The organism is Marinitoga arctica (assembly GCF_054657315.1).
Genome location: NZ_BAAHYY010000026.1, coordinates 1 through 17,708, shown reverse-complemented (window position 1 = coordinate 17,708; position 17,708 = coordinate 1). Strand labels below are relative to the sequence as shown.

At 26.2% G+C, this 17,708-nt stretch carries 16 protein-coding genes and 1 tRNA gene; 5 read left to right on the top strand and 12 right to left on the bottom strand.

What is annotated here, in order from left to right:
• Positions 1-10 precede the first annotated feature (10 nt).
• From ACYQ44_RS07810 to lgt, 5 genes are all read right to left on the bottom strand, one after another.
• Positions 11-235 (bottom strand): hypothetical protein, encoded by a 225-nt coding sequence (locus ACYQ44_RS07810; protein WP_459996431.1) that lies wholly within the window; start codon positions 233-235, stop codon positions 11-13.
• A 15-nt stretch (positions 236-250) separates the two neighbouring features.
• Positions 251-556: an STAS domain-containing protein gene (locus ACYQ44_RS07805; protein WP_459996430.1), complete on the bottom strand. Its 306-nt coding sequence runs from the start codon at positions 554-556 to the stop codon at positions 251-253.
• Positions 557-633: 77 nt separating this feature from the next.
• Positions 634-1,392 carry a TatD family hydrolase gene (locus ACYQ44_RS07800; RefSeq protein ID WP_459996429.1) on the bottom strand — a complete coding sequence of 253 codons (759 nt, stop codon included), beginning with the start codon at positions 1,390-1,392 and terminating at the stop codon, positions 634-636.
• A gap of 3 nt (positions 1,393-1,395) precedes the next feature.
• Complete coding sequence (locus tag ACYQ44_RS07795) at positions 1,396-1,755, bottom strand: cupin domain-containing protein (protein WP_459996428.1); 360 nt, start codon at positions 1,753-1,755, stop codon at positions 1,396-1,398.
• Positions 1,752-2,639: a prolipoprotein diacylglyceryl transferase gene (gene lgt / locus ACYQ44_RS07790; protein WP_459996427.1), complete on the bottom strand. Its 888-nt coding sequence runs from the start codon at positions 2,637-2,639 to the stop codon at positions 1,752-1,754. Before lgt ends, ACYQ44_RS07795 begins: the two co-directional genes overlap by 4 nt.
• Positions 2,640-2,692: 53 nt before the next feature.
• Between lgt and ACYQ44_RS07785 the strand changes: the two genes are divergently transcribed.
• A tRNA-Gly gene (locus ACYQ44_RS07785) sits at positions 2,693-2,768 on the top strand.
• A gap of 1 nt (position 2,769) precedes the next feature.
• Here ACYQ44_RS07785 and ACYQ44_RS07780 read toward each other — a convergent pair.
• Genes ACYQ44_RS07780 through ACYQ44_RS07750 form a run of 7 tightly spaced genes read right to left on the bottom strand, consistent with a single transcriptional unit; the run spans position 2,770 to position 10,659 of the window.
• Positions 2,770-3,963: a tetratricopeptide repeat protein gene (locus tag ACYQ44_RS07780; RefSeq protein WP_459996426.1), complete on the bottom strand. Its 1,194-nt coding sequence runs from the start codon at positions 3,961-3,963 to the stop codon at positions 2,770-2,772.
• Positions 3,930-6,437 (bottom strand): hypothetical protein, encoded by a 2,508-nt coding sequence (locus tag ACYQ44_RS07775; RefSeq protein ID WP_459996425.1) that lies wholly within the window; start codon positions 6,435-6,437, stop codon positions 3,930-3,932. The genes ACYQ44_RS07780 and ACYQ44_RS07775 overlap by 34 nt, the downstream gene beginning before the upstream one ends.
• Positions 6,438-6,439: 2 nt before the next feature.
• The gene (locus ACYQ44_RS07770) at positions 6,440-7,306 is read right to left on the bottom strand and encodes a polyprenyl synthetase family protein (protein WP_459996424.1); all 867 of its coding nucleotides are present in this window, start codon (positions 7,304-7,306) and stop codon (positions 6,440-6,442) included.
• Positions 7,275-7,814 (bottom strand): bifunctional nuclease family protein, encoded by a 540-nt coding sequence (locus ACYQ44_RS07765; protein ID WP_459996423.1) that lies wholly within the window; start codon positions 7,812-7,814, stop codon positions 7,275-7,277. Before ACYQ44_RS07765 ends, ACYQ44_RS07770 begins: the two co-directional genes overlap by 32 nt.
• 17 nt (positions 7,815-7,831) lie before the next feature.
• On the bottom strand, positions 7,832-8,578 hold the full coding sequence (locus tag ACYQ44_RS07760; RefSeq protein WP_459996422.1) for a lysophospholipid acyltransferase family protein: 747 nt from the start codon (positions 8,576-8,578) through the stop codon (positions 7,832-7,834).
• Positions 8,578-9,798, bottom strand: coding sequence for a tRNA uracil 4-sulfurtransferase ThiI (gene thiI / locus ACYQ44_RS07755; protein ID WP_459996421.1), 1,221 nt, complete (start codon positions 9,796-9,798; stop codon positions 8,578-8,580). Before thiI ends, ACYQ44_RS07760 begins: the two co-directional genes overlap by 1 nt.
• Before the next feature lie 12 nt (positions 9,799-9,810).
• Positions 9,811-10,659 (bottom strand): YitT family protein, encoded by an 849-nt coding sequence (locus ACYQ44_RS07750; RefSeq protein WP_459996420.1) that lies wholly within the window; start codon positions 10,657-10,659, stop codon positions 9,811-9,813.
• A 129-nt stretch (positions 10,660-10,788) separates the two neighbouring features.
• Between ACYQ44_RS07750 and ACYQ44_RS07745 the strand changes: the two genes are divergently transcribed.
• The 4 genes from ACYQ44_RS07745 to ACYQ44_RS07730 all read left to right on the top strand — a co-directional run.
• A complete protein-coding gene (locus tag ACYQ44_RS07745; protein WP_459996419.1) occupies positions 10,789-13,542 on the top strand; it encodes an ATP-binding protein in 2,754 nt (917 codons plus the stop codon).
• A gap of 17 nt (positions 13,543-13,559) precedes the next feature.
• A complete protein-coding gene (locus ACYQ44_RS07740) occupies positions 13,560-13,916 on the top strand; it encodes a response regulator (protein WP_459996418.1) in 357 nt (118 codons plus the stop codon).
• A gap of 15 nt (positions 13,917-13,931) precedes the next feature.
• Complete coding sequence (gene ileS / locus ACYQ44_RS07735; RefSeq protein WP_459996417.1) at positions 13,932-16,679, top strand: isoleucine--tRNA ligase; 2,748 nt, start codon at positions 13,932-13,934, stop codon at positions 16,677-16,679.
• A 155-nt stretch (positions 16,680-16,834) separates the two neighbouring features.
• A partial coding sequence (locus ACYQ44_RS07730; RefSeq protein WP_459996416.1) for a cache domain-containing protein occupies positions 16,835-17,708 on the top strand: 874 nt, incomplete at its 3' end.

Below are 17,708 nucleotides of genomic sequence, written 5' to 3'. Positions count from 1 at the left end.
TTTATTTCTATTATATAATTGATAATATAAAATTGAATGTAGGCATATAATTGGTTATAATAAATGTGAATATAATGAAAAAAAGTATTAAATACAGCCACTTTCCTTTTTCAAATATCATAGAAAATACTATAGCTGCTAATGATTCTATCACTATAGGTAATATAGGAATTTTTGAAAAAAAAACACCTAAAATAGCTATAAAGATAGAAGAATAAAATATTAATATTTTCATAAAACTCCTCCTTTATTATTGTATATTGAAAACTTCTTGTAATTTTAATAAAGAAAATAATTTTTTAACTTTTTCATCCATATTTATTAATATTAGCTCTTTATTGGATTCATTTAGCTTTTTTTTCAATGAAATTAATTGGCCAATTCCAGAGCTATCAATAGTAGTTAAAGCAGAAAAATCAATAATAATAGTTGAAATATCTTTTTTATTAATCAAATCTGATATTTCCATATTAAAAATATGTGTATCATATAATGTAAATTCACCTATTATTTTAATTGTATAAATTTTATTTCTTTTAACTTTGATTATTTTCATATTTTTCTCACCTTCATATAGTTTAGATATATAATTAATTATATCATAAAAATAATAGGAAACTCATAATGAGTTTCCTATATATTAAATAAGTTTTTTGAATTTTTTAAAAATATTTCAGATAAAGCTTCTGGATGTATTCCTTTAATTTCTGCAATCTTTTCAATAACAAATTTTACATATAATGGATTGTTCTTTTTTCCTCTAAATGGTACAGGAGTTAAAAATGGAGAATCTGTCTCTGGTAGTATATATTCTATAGGTGTATTTTTAACAACTTCAATTAAATTATGATTGTTTTTAAAAGTTATAGGGCCATCAATTCCAATATATAATCCAAGATTTAAAAATTTTTTAGCTGTTTTCCAGTCAGATGAAAAACAATGAACAACTCCTTTTTTTTCAGGTATTCCTTCATTTAGTAGGAAGTTATAGGCATCCTCATAAGCCTCTCTGATATGTAAAATAACAGGCAGATTATTTTCTTTAGCAATTTGGAGTTGATTAGAAAAAGATTCAAATTGTTCATTTTTTGTCGTGTATTCTCTATAATAATCTAATCCAATTTCCCCTATTGCTATCACTTTTTCATTTTTTGCTAACACGTTTATAGAATCGTAATCTTTTTTTGCTAATTCTTTCGAATCATTTGGATGTATTCCTACAGAGCAAAAAATATTTTTATAATTGTTTGATAATTCTAGGGCTTTAAATGAATTTTCAACGTTTATTCCAACTTCGATAACAAATTCCATATTATTTTCTTCAAAAGAATTAATAATATTTTCTTTGTTTTTTATTAAATTTAAATGGCAATGTGTATCAATTAATTTCAATTATTATTCCCCTCCACTTTTTGGTATTACACATATAAATTGACTTTCTCCATCATTAATATTTTTAAATTGATGTTCAACATTTGGAGGTACAAACACAAAATCTCCTTCTTCAGCGACAACGTATTCTTCCCCATTAAATACTTCTAATTTTCCTTTTAATACAAACACTTCATGTTCCCAATCATGAGTGTGTTTTGGTGAGAAACCATCTTTTTCTAATGTAAATAATCTCATAACAAAGTTTGGAGCTCCTAATTTATTTCCTATTAATACCCTTTTGTGGGCTTTTTTAACCTTTATTCCATCATCATATGTTATAGGTTCAACGTCCATAGCCTTTCCAATATAAACTTTTTTCATAAATTCCCTCCTTTAGATAAATTCTTTTTTAATGCAAAATATAATAAAACTCCAATGAATATGAATAAAATACTAATTAATACAGCTACCTTCATTCCTAAAAACATTAAAGAATCTGTTCTTAGTAATTCTATCCATGCTCTTCCTAATGAATATAAGATTAAATATAAAGAAAATATTTCTCCATCAAATCTTTTCTTGTTTCTAGCATAATAAAATAAGAATAGAAATATACCTAAATCCCACAATGATTCGTATAAAAATGTAGGATGGAAATATTCAAAGTTTTCATATCCAGGAATTCTATAGGGTTTAGGAACAAACATTTTCCAAGGTAAATCAGTTGGTCCGCCGTATGCTTCATAGTTAAAAAAGTTTCCCCATCTTCCAATTGCTTGTCCTAAAGGCAAAACATGAGCCATTAAATCCAAACCTTTTAGAAAATTAAAAGATATATTTTTCTTTAATTTAGTATATATATAGATAGATAACAAAGCTCCTAATATTCCACCATGAATAGCCATTCCACCATGCCAGGTCTTAAATATTTCTGATGGCATTTTTGAGTATATGTCCCAATTGAATATAACATAATATAATCTTGCTCCAATAATTGAAAAAATAATGCCAATCATAACAGCTGTAGAAAGTTCATCTTCTGAAATTCCCCAATTTTTAGCTGTGTTATTTGCTAAATAGAAACTAATAAAAACTCCTGAAGCGATTAATAAACCATACCATCTAATTTGCAACTGTCCTAATGTTAAAAAAATTGGATTAAGTATTAATTTTCCTGAAAAAACTAAAGGTAAAAAAAAGAGTACTAAAATAGTCATTAAAGATATTGATATTATTAAAACATATTTAAATAGTTTATCTCTCATAATAACCCCCTTGAAAAAATTTTAAAAAAATGATATAATACTTCATTGGATATGCGGGTGTAGCTCAGTTGGTAGAGCATCAGCTTCCCAAGCTGAGGGTCGCGGGTTCGAGTCCCGTCGCCCGCTCCAATTATTCTAACATAATAGAGTCTCTGTTTTTTTCTGCAAATATTTCTTTAAAAATAGAATGTAACTCTACTTTAGAATATTGCCCACCTTTTTTTGCAATCTCTTCATCAATCTTATCTAAACTTTTTAAGCCATTAATATTAGATACAACAATACTTCCTTCTGGTTCATTCATTATTTTGTTATACTTAGTAATAACATCAATATTTGGTTTAATAGTCTCAATATTATCAAGATTTTCTATTTTATCTTCTTCAAATTCAGGTTTTTTTTCTTCTTCTTCTTCTTCTTCAACATTTTCAACAGAATTACTTTCTTCATTTTCATTAATTTCTGATTTTGGGTTTAAATTTTCTTCATTTTCAACTTCTAAAACATCTTCTATATCAATATTTAAATCATCAGTTTTTAAATCTTCTTCATTTAATATTTCATCTACATTTAACTCTTCTATGGTAGTTTCCATGCTTTGATTTGGTTGCACTTCTTTTATTTCTGTAATTTCTTCTTCTTCAGTTACATCCATTTTATTTTTCATGTTTTCATATTCTTCCCATAATTCTTCTAATTCATCAATTTTTACTTCAAATATTTCTTCCATAGGTATAGAAGATACTTCTTCCAGCTCTTCTTCTTGAAAATCAAGTTCATCAGATGTCTCTTGGTTAGCTTTGTTGATAAAAGAATACTTTTTTAGAATGAAAAAATAGAATAAAGAAGCTAAAATAGCGATAATAAATAATATAACAAAAGATACAATAATATAATAGAATATTCCTATTTTTATATTTTCATTTGAAGTTTTAGTTGGACTAATAGTTGATTTAACTTTCAAAGATTCAAAATGAAGATCTTCTTGAATATTTCCACTTTTTATACTTTCCAAAGCTATTTTAACTTTAGGATCATCAGTAAAATATTTTAGATACTTTTCTGCTTCATCGTATTTTTTTAAGTTAAATTTTGCCCATCCTAACATATATCTAATATCAGGATATTTTATTTCAATTTGAGAAGATAATTTTAATGCTTCTTCAAAAAATTTTTCAGCACTCTTAAAATCTTGTGTTTGAAAGGCATTTTTACCATTAAAGTAATAGACTTCTGCCTGTTCTAAAAAAGTCTGTGCAAAAATATTTATGCATATAATAAAAAATAAAATTAATATGAATTTTTTAAATAATATGTTTCCCATAACTCATATCCCCCATCTTTTTTAATAAAAAGTAAAAAAGAATCTTTTTTATAATTTATAACATCTATAATATTAAAATCAGTAATAGATTGATATTCTCCAGGAAAGATCTTATTTTTCAAATCTATATAAGTAATATAATTTTTATCAAAAATCCATAATTTTTCATTATTTTCTAACAATTTAAAGGTTCCTACATCACTATCTCCTAAAATTTGAGCTGTTTTATTTTTGTTATCATATACAATTAATTTATAATCAGAAGTTAATATATATAAGTAATAAGCTCTGGAAAAATAGTCTTTAAAAAAACCAATTTTTTTATTTAAGATATCTTCAATGCCATTTTTAATAATAACAGAAGACCAACCTTCAGTATTCCTTTTTAAAATTTTATTACCTAAAATCATATAAAAATTGTTATTCATTATTTTCAGTGATATAAACATAGCATTTTCATCTATGATTTTATCATTTTCATATATTGTAGCCATTCCATCTTTGTAATCAACATAAATATATTTTCTAATTTCTGGTAAATAAAACACATTATCATGAATACTAAAATCAATATTTCTAATTTTTATAAAATTATTAGAACTATTATCTATAGCATAAACGCCATTAATTGTAGTTACATATAATCTATTTTTATATTCTAAACTCCCTAATATTTTTTTGTTTAAAATATTTTTCCCATCAATATCATAAACACCTTTATCTGTAACTAAAAAAATGTTCCCATCTAAATTATATATTTTTCCGTATTTAATGTTTTCAGAATATAATAATTGTTCTTTAAAATTCAATAATTTAGTTTTAATATATTTTTGAGGTTTTATATAAATAGCAGAATCATACTCTTTTTTCTTGTTTTCTTCAAAAATTTTTTCTTCTAATTCTTTTTTGGTTTCAGGGAAATTGTCATCAGAAATTTCAGGAATATTTACTGTGTGTAATTCAGAAAAAAGATTATTTTGCAATATTTTTAAAACATTGTTATTTGAATAAATTTTGTTATGTGGTAAATCGAATGTATATAATTTAGCTCCTTCTAATTTTGCATTTTCTATTGTTACTAATCCATCACCTTCACCAACAATAAATTCTGGATAAAATGAGGCTAATTTAGTATTTTTTATATGAGTTTCTATATCTGGTTTAGTTCCAGTATATATATAATACTTAATATCTTTTCGTCTTTTTAATGAATTTATTTTTTTTATAAAAGCAGAATCAGGTAATAGATGTTCATAATATGGTGCAATTAGTTCCATTTTTGAAGAAACATTTAAGAATAGTGAATTATATTCTTCTCTATTTAATCCATATGTTAATTCTATTACTTCAGGATTTTTTTTATAAATAACATTATAATATATAGGATTTGCAATATTCATACCTTTATTTGGAGGTGAAAACATACTAATACTTTTTACATTTTTTATTTCAGGATGTTTTTCCAAGGCATATCTGACTATTAAACTTCCTATTCCTTGAGCAATTATATCAAACTCTTTATTTTGTTTTGTTTTAAGTTCTAATGCTAGTCTTTCAGCTTCGAACTCAAGATAATTATTTGATCCTGTTCTGATATAATAACCAAAAAATGCGTCCATATAGCTTTTTGGTTTTGTTTCTAAAACAGGATATTTATAATACCATATAGTTCTGTTTGGAAAATATAAACTCCATACATTTTCTCCATATATATTATTTATCGTTTGAGTGTTAGGAATATATCCTAAAAAGTTATTATCTGTACCAGGAACCAAAATTAAATCTGGTTCTAAGGATGGAGGTTTTTCTATTAGAGTTTTTAATCCAAAAGAGGTCTCTTGAGGATTTGGTTCAACATATAGACCGAATTTTGAGAAATGAAATGTATTAACCTGAACAATATAAGTGCCTAATGATTCATCTTTAAAAATTTCACACCCGGGAAGTCTCTTTACTATTGGAGGATCATCATTAGAAGCATATACAATTGAAAAATTGTTAAATGAATCCCCATAATATAATTCCATAGGAATTCTATATTTTACTTTTATAGGCTTTAATGAAGACTCTTCTTTTTTATCATCCGGGCTTATTTCATAAATGGGCCCATAGAAATTTCCTAAAGTTTTTAAATTTTGATATTCAGCTGAATTTTCCTTTAATGGCTTAATCGAAAAATTTTTTTTGTAAGAGAATGCATCAGGTGGTACATATAAAAATAAATTTGAAATTGAAACAGATTCCGCATTTTTACCTGTTTTAATTTTTTTTATAGTAAAACGTGGAATAAAAAATATACTTCCAAAAATTATCATTAATAAAACAACAAAACCAATAAGCAAATTTCTTTTTTGCTTTTTTTCTAATTGTTTAAAGTTTTTAATTAAATGTATAATAGAAGCTAAACTGAATTTTTTTAAAATATTAGTAATTTTGCTAAGATCAAATCTTTGTTTTTCTTCTTTTTTAGCCATAGTCACATCCTTTCAATTAAGGATTTTATTTTTATTAACTCTTGTGTAAAAGTATTAAAGTTTAATTTAGAAAGAATAGATATTGCTTCGTTGAATTTTGTATCAGCGTAATTTTTTGCTTCTTCATAAGAAGTAACTTTTAAAAAAGTAATTTTTTCCTGGTCATTATTTAAATCCTTACCAACTTCATTAAAATTACCATTAATATCTTTTATATCGTCGTAAATTTGAAAAGAAAGACCAAAATTTCTACCAACTTTTTTAAGTAATTCGAATTCTTTTTTTCTATTTAACAATAATGGAGCATAAGCAAAAGAAAATTCGAATAAAGCAGAAGTTTTTTTATTATACATAGTCTCAACATCACTTTTTTGAGGAGATAAATTCCCTTTCTCAAAAGCTACATCTAAGGTTTCACCTTCAATAAGTTTTATTATTGTTTCGGAAAAAAATTTGGTTAATATATTTGCTTCTTTTTCTGCGAAAGAAGAGAAAATTTTAAAAGGAATAATGAATCCTACATCACCTGTTAGTAAAGCTCTCCATTCACCAAATTTCTTATGATTTGTTACATTTCCACGACGAAAATTGCTATTATCTATAGAAGGTAAATCATCATGTATTAAAGAAGCAGTATGCAATAATTCTACCGCAAAGCCTATGTTGAATAAAGAATCTTTCTCAATATTATAATATCGTCCAATATTATAAATTATCCATGGGCGTAATCTTTTTCCTCCTGAAAAAAAAGAATATTCAAAAGGTTTTTTTAAAATATCTATCAAATCTAAATTATTGAAAATCGCTTTAGAGTTTTTTTCAAATATAGTTTTAAAATCATTTATCGTCACTTTTTTCATTCCCTTCATTGAAAAAGTGTTTTTTTATTGTATCAATATCAAAATTATCTAAAAATTTTTTAAATTCTTTTCTTTTGTTTTCTTCAATATCTTCATGCTCTTCTATTGGAATAAATGAAATATCAATACCATTATCAACAATCAACTTGTCTTTGATGTATATAGGTGCTTTATTTTTTATAGCTAATATTAAAGCGTCTGAAGGTCTAGAATCTATAGCTATTTCAGTTTCATCTTTTTCTAAAATAATATTTGCATAATAAATATCTTTTTCCATGTTAATTATTTCTATTTTCTTTAAGAAATATCCTTCCTTTTCCATGAAATTGAGAATAAGATCATGAGTTAGAGGTCTTGGGGTTTTTTGTTCATTTATCGCCAATGCTAAATAAGTTGCTTCACAAGCCCCTATCCATATAGGTAACCCTATATGTGTATTTTCAATTCTTAAAAAAACAACTGGTGAATTAGAAACTTTATCAAGCCCCATAGTGATAACATCTACTTTTTTAAACATAAAATCACTTCCCTGAATTAATTTATTTCTGAAGAAATTAAGTCATAAATATATTTTCTTAGAGCATCTTCGTTTTCGAATTCTTCAGGATTGACAGGATTAAAAATTCTTATTTTAACATCATGAGGAGTTAAATAATGGTTTCCTTTTTTAATTATATTATACGTTCCATTTATAGCGACAGGTATTATTTTTATTTTGTATCTATAAGGAATCATTAGAGATCCTTTTTTAAAAGGTTTTACTTTTCCATCTAATGTTCTAGTTCCCTCTGGGAAAAGAGCTAATTTTCTTCCTTCGGCTAATTTTCTTTTTATTTCTCTTAAAGCCATTGCGGCTTTTGTGGGATTTTTTCTATCAATAAAAACAGATCCTAATGCTTTTATATAAGCTGAGATAATGGGAGCTTTTTCAAGTTCTTTTTTAGCAACGAATCCAGCAGGATGTACATATCCCAGAATTAAAGGTATATCAAGTAAACTTTGATGATTTGCAACTATAATATAAGGTTCATCTTCAATTTTATTTAAGTCAAAGTCTTTTTTTATATAAACTTTAGATCCCATAAGTTTGAAAGAATTCTCGCCAAATCTAGTTACAACTCGTCTCAAAAAAGCGTCAGCTTTTTCGTCTGTATAAAAAAATTTCATTATTTTTGAAATTAATAAAATTATAGATCCATAAATAACGACATAGCCAAAAAAACCAATATAAAACCATATGGTTAGAAATATCCTTCCTATAATAAGTTTTAACTTATTCACTATTTTAACACCTCTTTTTCTGAAAATATGTAATTTTCAATAACTTCTCCGTTTTTAATTATATAAACTAAACTATTATTTAAAGCATTTAGCTCAAGTTCGGATAAATTCTCTATTTTTTCTTCTAATTTTTTTAATTTATCAGGAAAAGATTTTGTTGCAGGATTTTTTGGTAAAAATGCGACACAACTGTCTTTATATGGCCATATTGAAATATCATAAGTTCCAATTTCTTGAGATTTTTTTACAATATCTAGTTTTTCGTAACCAATTAATGGTCTTAAAATCAACATGTCAGTAGCATCAGATATTGATATCATATTTTCTAGTGTTTGAGAAGCGACTTGCCCTAAATTTTCACCAGTAATTAAAGCATTACTATGGGTATGTTTGGCTAATTTTGAAGAAATTCTTAACATTGAACGTCTTTGTAAAATTAAAGAATAACTTTCCACATTAAGTTTTTTTATAGCCATTTGTACATTTGTAAAGGGTATAATATAATGATAAAAATTAAATGGGTAAAATTCGCTTAGTTTTTTACTTAATTCTATTAGTTTTATTACAGTTTTTTCATTATTATTTGGAGGGCTATAAAATGATATAGCGTTTAACTTCAAGCCGCGTTTCATCATTGTCCAAGCAGCCACAGGACTATCTATTCCACCTGATAACATTATACTAGCTTTACCACCAGCACCAACAGGATAGCCGGCATGACATTCAATATTTTCAAAATATACAAAAGCCATTTCTTGCCTTATTTCAACGCGTATTAAATAATCTGGATTATGAACATCTACTTTGAGTTTTGGGAAGTTATTAAGAATTTCAGCACCTAAATCTTTATTCATGTCAAAACTTTTAATAGGGAATGCTTTATCAATTCTTCTTGTATCAACTTTAAAAGTTCCTGTTTCTATATTTTTATCTTTTAAAAGTTTAAAAATTTTATTTTTTATATTTTCAAAATCTTTTTCTACTGTAATAGCTGGTGAAATAGATTTTATACCAAATACCTTTTTTAACGAATATAACATATTATTATTAATTTTTTCATTTTCTTTTGGAGTGACAATAATTCTTCCATATATTTTTTTTACACTAACTTTATGGTTTAATTGAAGTACAATATTATTTATTAGTTTGTTTTCAAATATTCTTCTGTTTTTCCCTTTTGTTCCTATCTCACTGTATTTTACGACTATAAAATCATACATTTGAATTCCTCCTTAAATTTTTAATTTATCAAAACCTTGTCCAAATACTCCCGCAACTGAAGACATAGAAATAAAAGCGTTTTTATCATGTTTTTTAATTATTTTTAGTACTGTAGGAAGTTCTTTTCTTTTAACAATGGTTAAAATTATATTTTTATTTTCTTTTGTATACCATCCAGTACCTTGTAAAATTGTTACACCTCTCCCTAACGTTTGTGTTATCTCGTCAGCCATGTATCCATATGATTCTGAGAATATAAATAATTGAATTGACGATTTTCTACCTTCTAAAACAAGATCAGTGGAATAACCTGCAATAGCCATTGTAACATAGCCGTATATTATCGTTTCAAAAGAATGGAAAATAAAAAATGAACTTCCTATTATTATTATATCAAATAAAAACATTGTTCTACCAGGACTAACATTTCTAAATTTATTAATTATCATAACAATAATTTCTGTTCCTCCTGTTGTTCCGCCAGCTAAAAAAACAATTCCTATTCCACTTCCTAGGAGTATTCCGCCAATAACAGTAGACAAGAACTGATCATATATAAGAGGATAATTAAAATAATTTTGTAATATAGTTATAAAAAATGAAGAACTTGCAATTCCATATATTGTTTTAAAACCAAAGGATTTTCCAATGATTTTCATAGCTGCGAATAATAAAACGATATTCATTGATAAATAACTTATACCCACAGGGATACCAGTTACATAATATATCATTGTGCCTATACCACTTAATCCTCCACCAACAATTTTCCATGGGATTAAAAAAAATGTCCATCCAATAGCATTTATAAAAGTTCCTATAGTAATCAAAAAAAGATCTTTAAATAAATCCTTTTTCATTCTTTTACTCCTTTCAGTATATTCTATATCCAATTATAACAAAATATTTTTAATTTACAGGTATTATTGTTAAAATTTATGTGTTTTTATAGTATAATTAAATTAGATTATTAAAATTGGAGTGATAATATGATTAATGAATTACTAAAAAATTTTTCAAACGAAAAACCATCAGAATTATTGAATGTTATTTTAAATGATAGTGCAAAAAGTTTACATAAAAAATTTAATAGTAATGTTTTTATATTTGTATATGAACCACCAAGGGAATTATTAAAATTACTAGGAGCTTCAAATGATTGTGAAGCTGTTGGTAAATTTAAAATATATTTTTCGGATAACAAGGGGTTACTCGATAATTTGTTAAAAGAAAAAACTTGTAAAATAACAGTAGATGATTATGAAGAATTAAAATGCTTAAATTCTGAAGAATTATATTTAACACCTATTGTTTTAAATAATGAATTAATAGGGGTATTTGGAGTATCGAATAAATTTGATACAGGAAAATTAAAGGAATTTCAAGAAACAGCTGAAAGTTATGGGATTCTTCTTAAATTAACAATGGAATTTCTTGTTTTAGAAGAAACGAGAAATAGATTTGAGTATATAGAAGAAATAACAGATTTATTTGAAAATATACTTGATGAAAATGAATTAATGAAAAGGATAATGAAAACTATAAAAAATATGCTTCATGCTCAAGGAGTTCTTTTTTGGAAAAGCGAAGGGAATAAATTAATATTAAAAGAATATATAGGATTTTCTAAAGAAGATTTTAGAGAAAATATTTTAGATGATGCACAGTCTCTTGAAGGAATATGTAAAAAAACTAAAAGAACATTTTTAGTTGTAGGAAAAAGAAGATTTGAAAAATTTAAAGTCCCATTAAAAATAGATATTTTATCAGCAATTTATGCACCAATAATAATTGATAATATTGAATATGGTGTTATAAGTGTTTACAACAGGGAAGAAGGCTTTGGATTTAGACCTTATAAACATTTTGACAATTTTGATTTATCATCATTGAGAAATATTACTCGAAGATTAGGTTTGGCATTAAGCAGGATATATTTATATGATAAATTAAAAGATGAAATAGAAAAATTAATTACATTAAAGAAAAATCATGAAAATTTAATAAGAGTGCAAAGAGAACATTTAGATAAATTAAATTCATTGCATAAAATAAGTCAAGCGGTAAGATCTACTTTTGATAAAATGAATGCTATAAAAATAATGTTAATGGGCTTAACAAGTGTTAGAGGATTGAAATTTAATAGAGCTCTTTATCTTGAAAGAGATAGAGTAAGAGGAGTTCTAATTCCCAAAATTTGGGTAGGTCCTTCAGATGATGAAAATGTTGAAATCATATGGAAAGAAGCAAATAAAAGAGCACTTAAATACGGAGATATAGTACAGTATTTAAGAGAAGAAGCTATACAATTACCAACAGACAACAAATTGACTCAAAGTGTTAAAAATAAAATCATAGTTTATAAGGGACAAAATATTTTAGAAAGAGCAGTTACTAAAAAACATATTATTCATGTAGTTCCACAAATGATTAAATTAAAGAGCGATGAATTACAATATATATATGAAATTATAAAATATGATGAGTTTGTAATAATACCTATAACAGGGAAATGGGAAACAAAAGGTGTGGTTATAGCTGACAATAAATTTACAGGAAAGGAAATTACGTCAGTTGATATAGAAATACTTAGATTATTTCAGGACAGTATAGGTCTTTCTATAGAAACTATTGAAAATTATGAAGAATTAAAAGAAAAAACAAAATCTTTAGAAGAACAAAAAAATTTAATAGATTTTTATAGAAGATTTAATGAAAATATTTTACAAAATCTTGCTCTTGCTGTAATTGTTATTAATAGAAAAGGAAAAATCTTAGAATGGAATAAAAAAGCAGAATTATTTTTTGATAAAGCTAGAGAACAGATCGTAGGAGAAAACATAGAAATATTAAGTGAAAAGTTAGGAGCAGATGTTATCAATTCTATAGAAAGCATTTTCTTTACAAGAGAAGAAATGAAAATGCCGAAATATATTATTTCCAGAGACAATACTGAAAAGGTATTTGATATTCAATTATCACCATTATGGAATCGGGATTTAGATGTTATAGAGGGTGTAATTGTTACATTTGATGATATAACAGAAACATATAAGATGGAGCAAGAGATTGCAAGAAGAGAAAAATTAGCAGCAATTGGAGAGATGACAGCAAGAGTGGCCCATGAAATAAAAAATCCATTAACTATTATAGGTGGATTTGTAAATAGAATGTTGAAAAAATTGGATCAACCAGAAAAAATTAAGCAATATTCTAATATTATAAGAGATGAATTAACGCATTTAGAAAATATAGTTTCTGAAATATTAGAATTTAGTAGAGGGAGTAGAATTCCTACATTTGATTATGTAGATATTAATCAGCTTATAAATGAAATAATATTAATGTATCAAGATTTTCTACGTCAAAAGAAATTAGAGTTGAAATTCGAAAAAATGTTTGATAAAATAGAGGTAAAATGTGATAGGAGCAGAATTAAACAAGTATTAATTAATTTAATAAAAAATGCAATTGAAGCATCGAATGAAAATAATTATATACTTATAAAAACAGGAATAGAAAACGACAATGTTTATTTTCAAGTTGAAAATAATGGAGAACCTATTCCAGAAGATGAACAAAATAAAATATTTTCCCCCTTTTTCACAACAAAAGTTCAAGGAACAGGTTTGGGATTGCCTATTTGTAAAAAAATAATAGAAGAAGAACATAAAGGTAAACTTTTTTTAGTAAAATCAGATGAACAATCAACTATCTTTAGATTTGAAATACCTTTAAATTAAATTTGGGAGGGGTTAACATGGCAAGAATTTTAATTGTTGACGATGAGGATAATATTAGACTTTTATTAAAAGAAGAATTAGAAGATATGGGTTATGAGGTTATTGAAGCTAACTGTGCTAAAAAAGCTTTAGAAATATTATCTAAGGATCAAAATTTTGACATTATATCTTTAGATATTGAGATGCCCGAAATGAATGGTTTAGAATTGGCTGCAGAGATCAGAAAAAAATATCCCAATAAAAAAATTATATTAATGACAGCATATAGTCATTATAAAAGTGATATGGCATCATGGGCAGCAGATGCGTATGTTGTAAAATCATTAGATTTAACCGAATTCAAAGATACTATAAATAGACTTTTACAAATTTAATGGAGGTGCTTTAAATTGGATTATAAAGATACGTTAAATTTGCCAAAAACATCGTTTAAAATGAAGGCAAATTTAAAAAACAAAGAACCAGAAACATTAAAAAAATGGGAAGAAATGAATCTTGAACATTATGTTAGAAAAGAAAGAGAAAATGCTCCAACATATATTTTGCATGATGGACCTCCATATGCAAATGGGCATATACATTTAGGACATGCTTTAAATAAGGTATTAAAGGATATAGTGATAAAATATAAAACCATGCAGGGATATAATGCTCCCTATGTTCCAGGTTGGGATACTCACGGTCTTCCTATTGAACACAAGGTTACAACAGATTTAGGAGACAAAGCAAAAACAATGTCAAAACTTGAGATAAGAAAATTATGTGAAGATTATGCTTTGAATTTTGTGAATATTCAAAAAGAGGAGTTTAAAAGGCTTGGTGTGAGAGGGGATTGGGAAAATCCTTATGTAACATTAAATCCTGAATATGAAGCTAAAGTATTAGAAATATTAAAGAAAATGGTAGAAGATGGCAATGTATTTAGAAATAAAAAGCCAATATACTGGTGTCCAAGTTGTGAAACAGCATTGGCAGAAGCGGAAATAGAATATCATGATCATACTTCACACTCAATTTATGTAAAATTTGAATTAGAAGATGAAAGTAATACATATGTAGTTATATGGACAACAACTCCATGGACTTTACCTGCTAATGTAGCTATAGCTCTTCATCCAGATTTTGATTATGTAAAAGTTGATGTAGGAAATGAAAGATGGATATTGGCAAAAGGTTTATTAGAGAATTTAATGAAAATAGCAGGAATAGAAAATTATGAAATCTTGGAAGAATTTAAAGGGAAAGATTTAGAATATAAGAAGACAAAACATCCGTTTGTGAATAGGGAATCATTAATAGTATTAGCAGATTATGTAACCCTTGAAGATGGTACGGGATGTGTGCATACTGCCCCAGGTCATGGAGCAGAAGATTATCAAACAGGTTTAAAATACAATCTCCCAGTATTATCACCTGTAAACCACGAAGGTATATTTACTGAAGAAGCTGGAAAATATAAAGGATTACATATATGGAAAGCAAATAAAATGATAATAGAAGATTTAAAAAACACTGGTCATTTAATAGCTCAATCAGATATAAGACATTCTTACCCACATTGTTGGAGATGTAAGAACCCTGTTATTTTTAGGGCAACAGAACAATGGTTTATTTCAGTGGATAAAAATAATTTAAGAGACAAAGCTTTAGATGAAATTAAAAAAGTAAACTGGATACCAGATTGGGGAGAAAATAGAATAACCTCTATGGTTCAAGATAGACCAGATTGGTGTATTTCGAGACAGAGATCATGGGGGATACCTATTCCAGCATTATCTTGTAGTGATTGTGGAGAAACATTTATAGATCCCCAAGTAATGGAAAATGTCATAAAAACTGTTAAAAAAGAAGGCACAAACTCATGGTATGAGAGGGATGTTAGTGACTTTTTACCAGAAGATTATAAATGTCCAAAATGTGGAGGTACACATTTTAAAAAGGAAGAAGATATTCTAGATGTATGGATTGATTCTGGTTCGTCATGGGATGCTGTTGTTAATGTGAGAGAAGATTTAAAAAAATATCCTGTAGATCTATATCTTGAAGGTACAGATCAGCATAGAGGATGGTTTCAAAGTTCATTATTCTTATCAGTTGCTAAAAATGGTATTGCACCATATGAAACAGTATTAACACATGGCTTTATTAAAGATAAAGAAGGTAAAAAAATGTCTAAGTCATTGGGTAATGTTATAAGCCCATTTGATGTTATTGAAAAGTATGGAGCTGATATTTTAAGATTATGGGTTGCATCAAGTGATTATAGAGGAGATATTAGAGTATCTTTTGATATTCTAAAGCAACAAACAGAGGTATATAGAAAATATAGGAATACAATAAGATTTTTGCTAGGTAACACATCAGATTTTAATCCTGAAGTGGATGCTGTTTCTTATGAAGAAATGGAAGAATTAGATAAATGGGCAATGATGAAAATTCACCAATTAATAGAAAAAGTAACTGAAGCCTATGAAAACTATGAATTTTTTAGAGTACATCATTTAATTAACAACTTCTGTACAGTGGAAATGAGTTCTATATATTTGGATATAATAAAGGATAGAATATATACTGAATTACCGAAATCAAAATTAAGAAGATCTGCACAAACAGTTATGTATGAAGCTTTAGTAACATTGACAAAATTAATGGTACCTTTATTGGCATTTACTACAGAAGAAATTTATTCCTATATACCAACAAAAAAATATGAAACAGTTCAATTAGAGAAGTGGCCAAAGGTTAACAAGAACTACTATAATAAAGAGTTAGAAGAAAAATGGAGTAAAATATTCCAATTGAGAGAAGATATTACAAAAGCTTTAGAAGAAAAGAGAAGAGAAAAGTTTATTGGACACCCATTAGATGCTAAGATAATTGTTGAGCCAAAATCAGAAGAATTAAAAGAAATATTAAGTGAATATGATCCATATTTTGTAGCAGATTTATTTATAACTTCACAATTTGAATTGGGAACAGTTGATGAAGGCTTTAACGGTGAATTTGCTAAAGTTAAAGTTGTAAAAGCTGAGGGGGAAAAATGTGAGAGGTGTTGGAAAATATATCCAGAGGTTGGCAAAAATGCAAAGTATCCAGATGTTTGTCCAAGATGTGCCAGAGTATTAGAACAATTATAATTTAGGAGAGATAATACGATGGAAATTTATATAATGTATTTTATAAAAAGAGGTCTCATAGAAATATGAGGCCTCTTTTTATAATTAATCTATCGACTGATATATTAAACAATTATTAATAATTTAAATATATTATATTACTAAGGAGGGATATTATGAGATCTATTAGAACCAAACTTTTATTAGTTTTCTCTTTGATTATCATTTTAGGATTATCTATTTTAGGTATTCTAACCTATTTGAATTTAAGTAAATCTTTAGAAAGAATAATTTCTGATTCATCGTTATCCTTACTGGAAAATCAATCTAAACAAATAGAAAATTACTTTAATGGCCTTATTCATCAGATTATTTTGGTTTCTAATGAAAATATTTTTAAGGATTTAGATTTTGAAGATTCAATTAAGATTTTAAAAAAAGATTTAGAAAACTTAAATGATTTTTCTATGCTATTTATTGCAGATAAAAATGGAGATGCTTATACAACATCAAATGTAAAAACAAATATTAAGGATAGAGAATACTTTAAAGAAATAATGTCTGGTAGCGATTTAGCTATAAGTGATGTGCTTATTTCAAAAGCAGATGGATCATCAATTATTGTCATAGCTTATGCAATAAAGAATAATAATAAAACTATTGGATTAATTGGAGCTACAATATCTTTAAATAAATTTTTAGATTTTATTGTAGCAGATTCTGAAAAAGGCATGGAAGGATTTTTAGTTGATTCATATGGGAAAATAATTTCGCATAATAAGAAAGAGTATATAGGATCAAATATAGATAGTTTAAATTATATAGGTTTAGATAAAATAAAAATTGAAATGTTAAATGGAAAATCTGGTTATAATACTGTTATTGATAATTCTGAAGAAAAAATACTTTTTTATTATCCGATAAGGAACTTAGAATGGTCGGCTGCATTGTTGATTCCAAAAAAGGTAATGTTGCAATCAGTGGAAAAAGTTATAAATACTTTTTTAGTTGTAATATTGATAACATTGGTTGTTGTTTTAATTATTACAT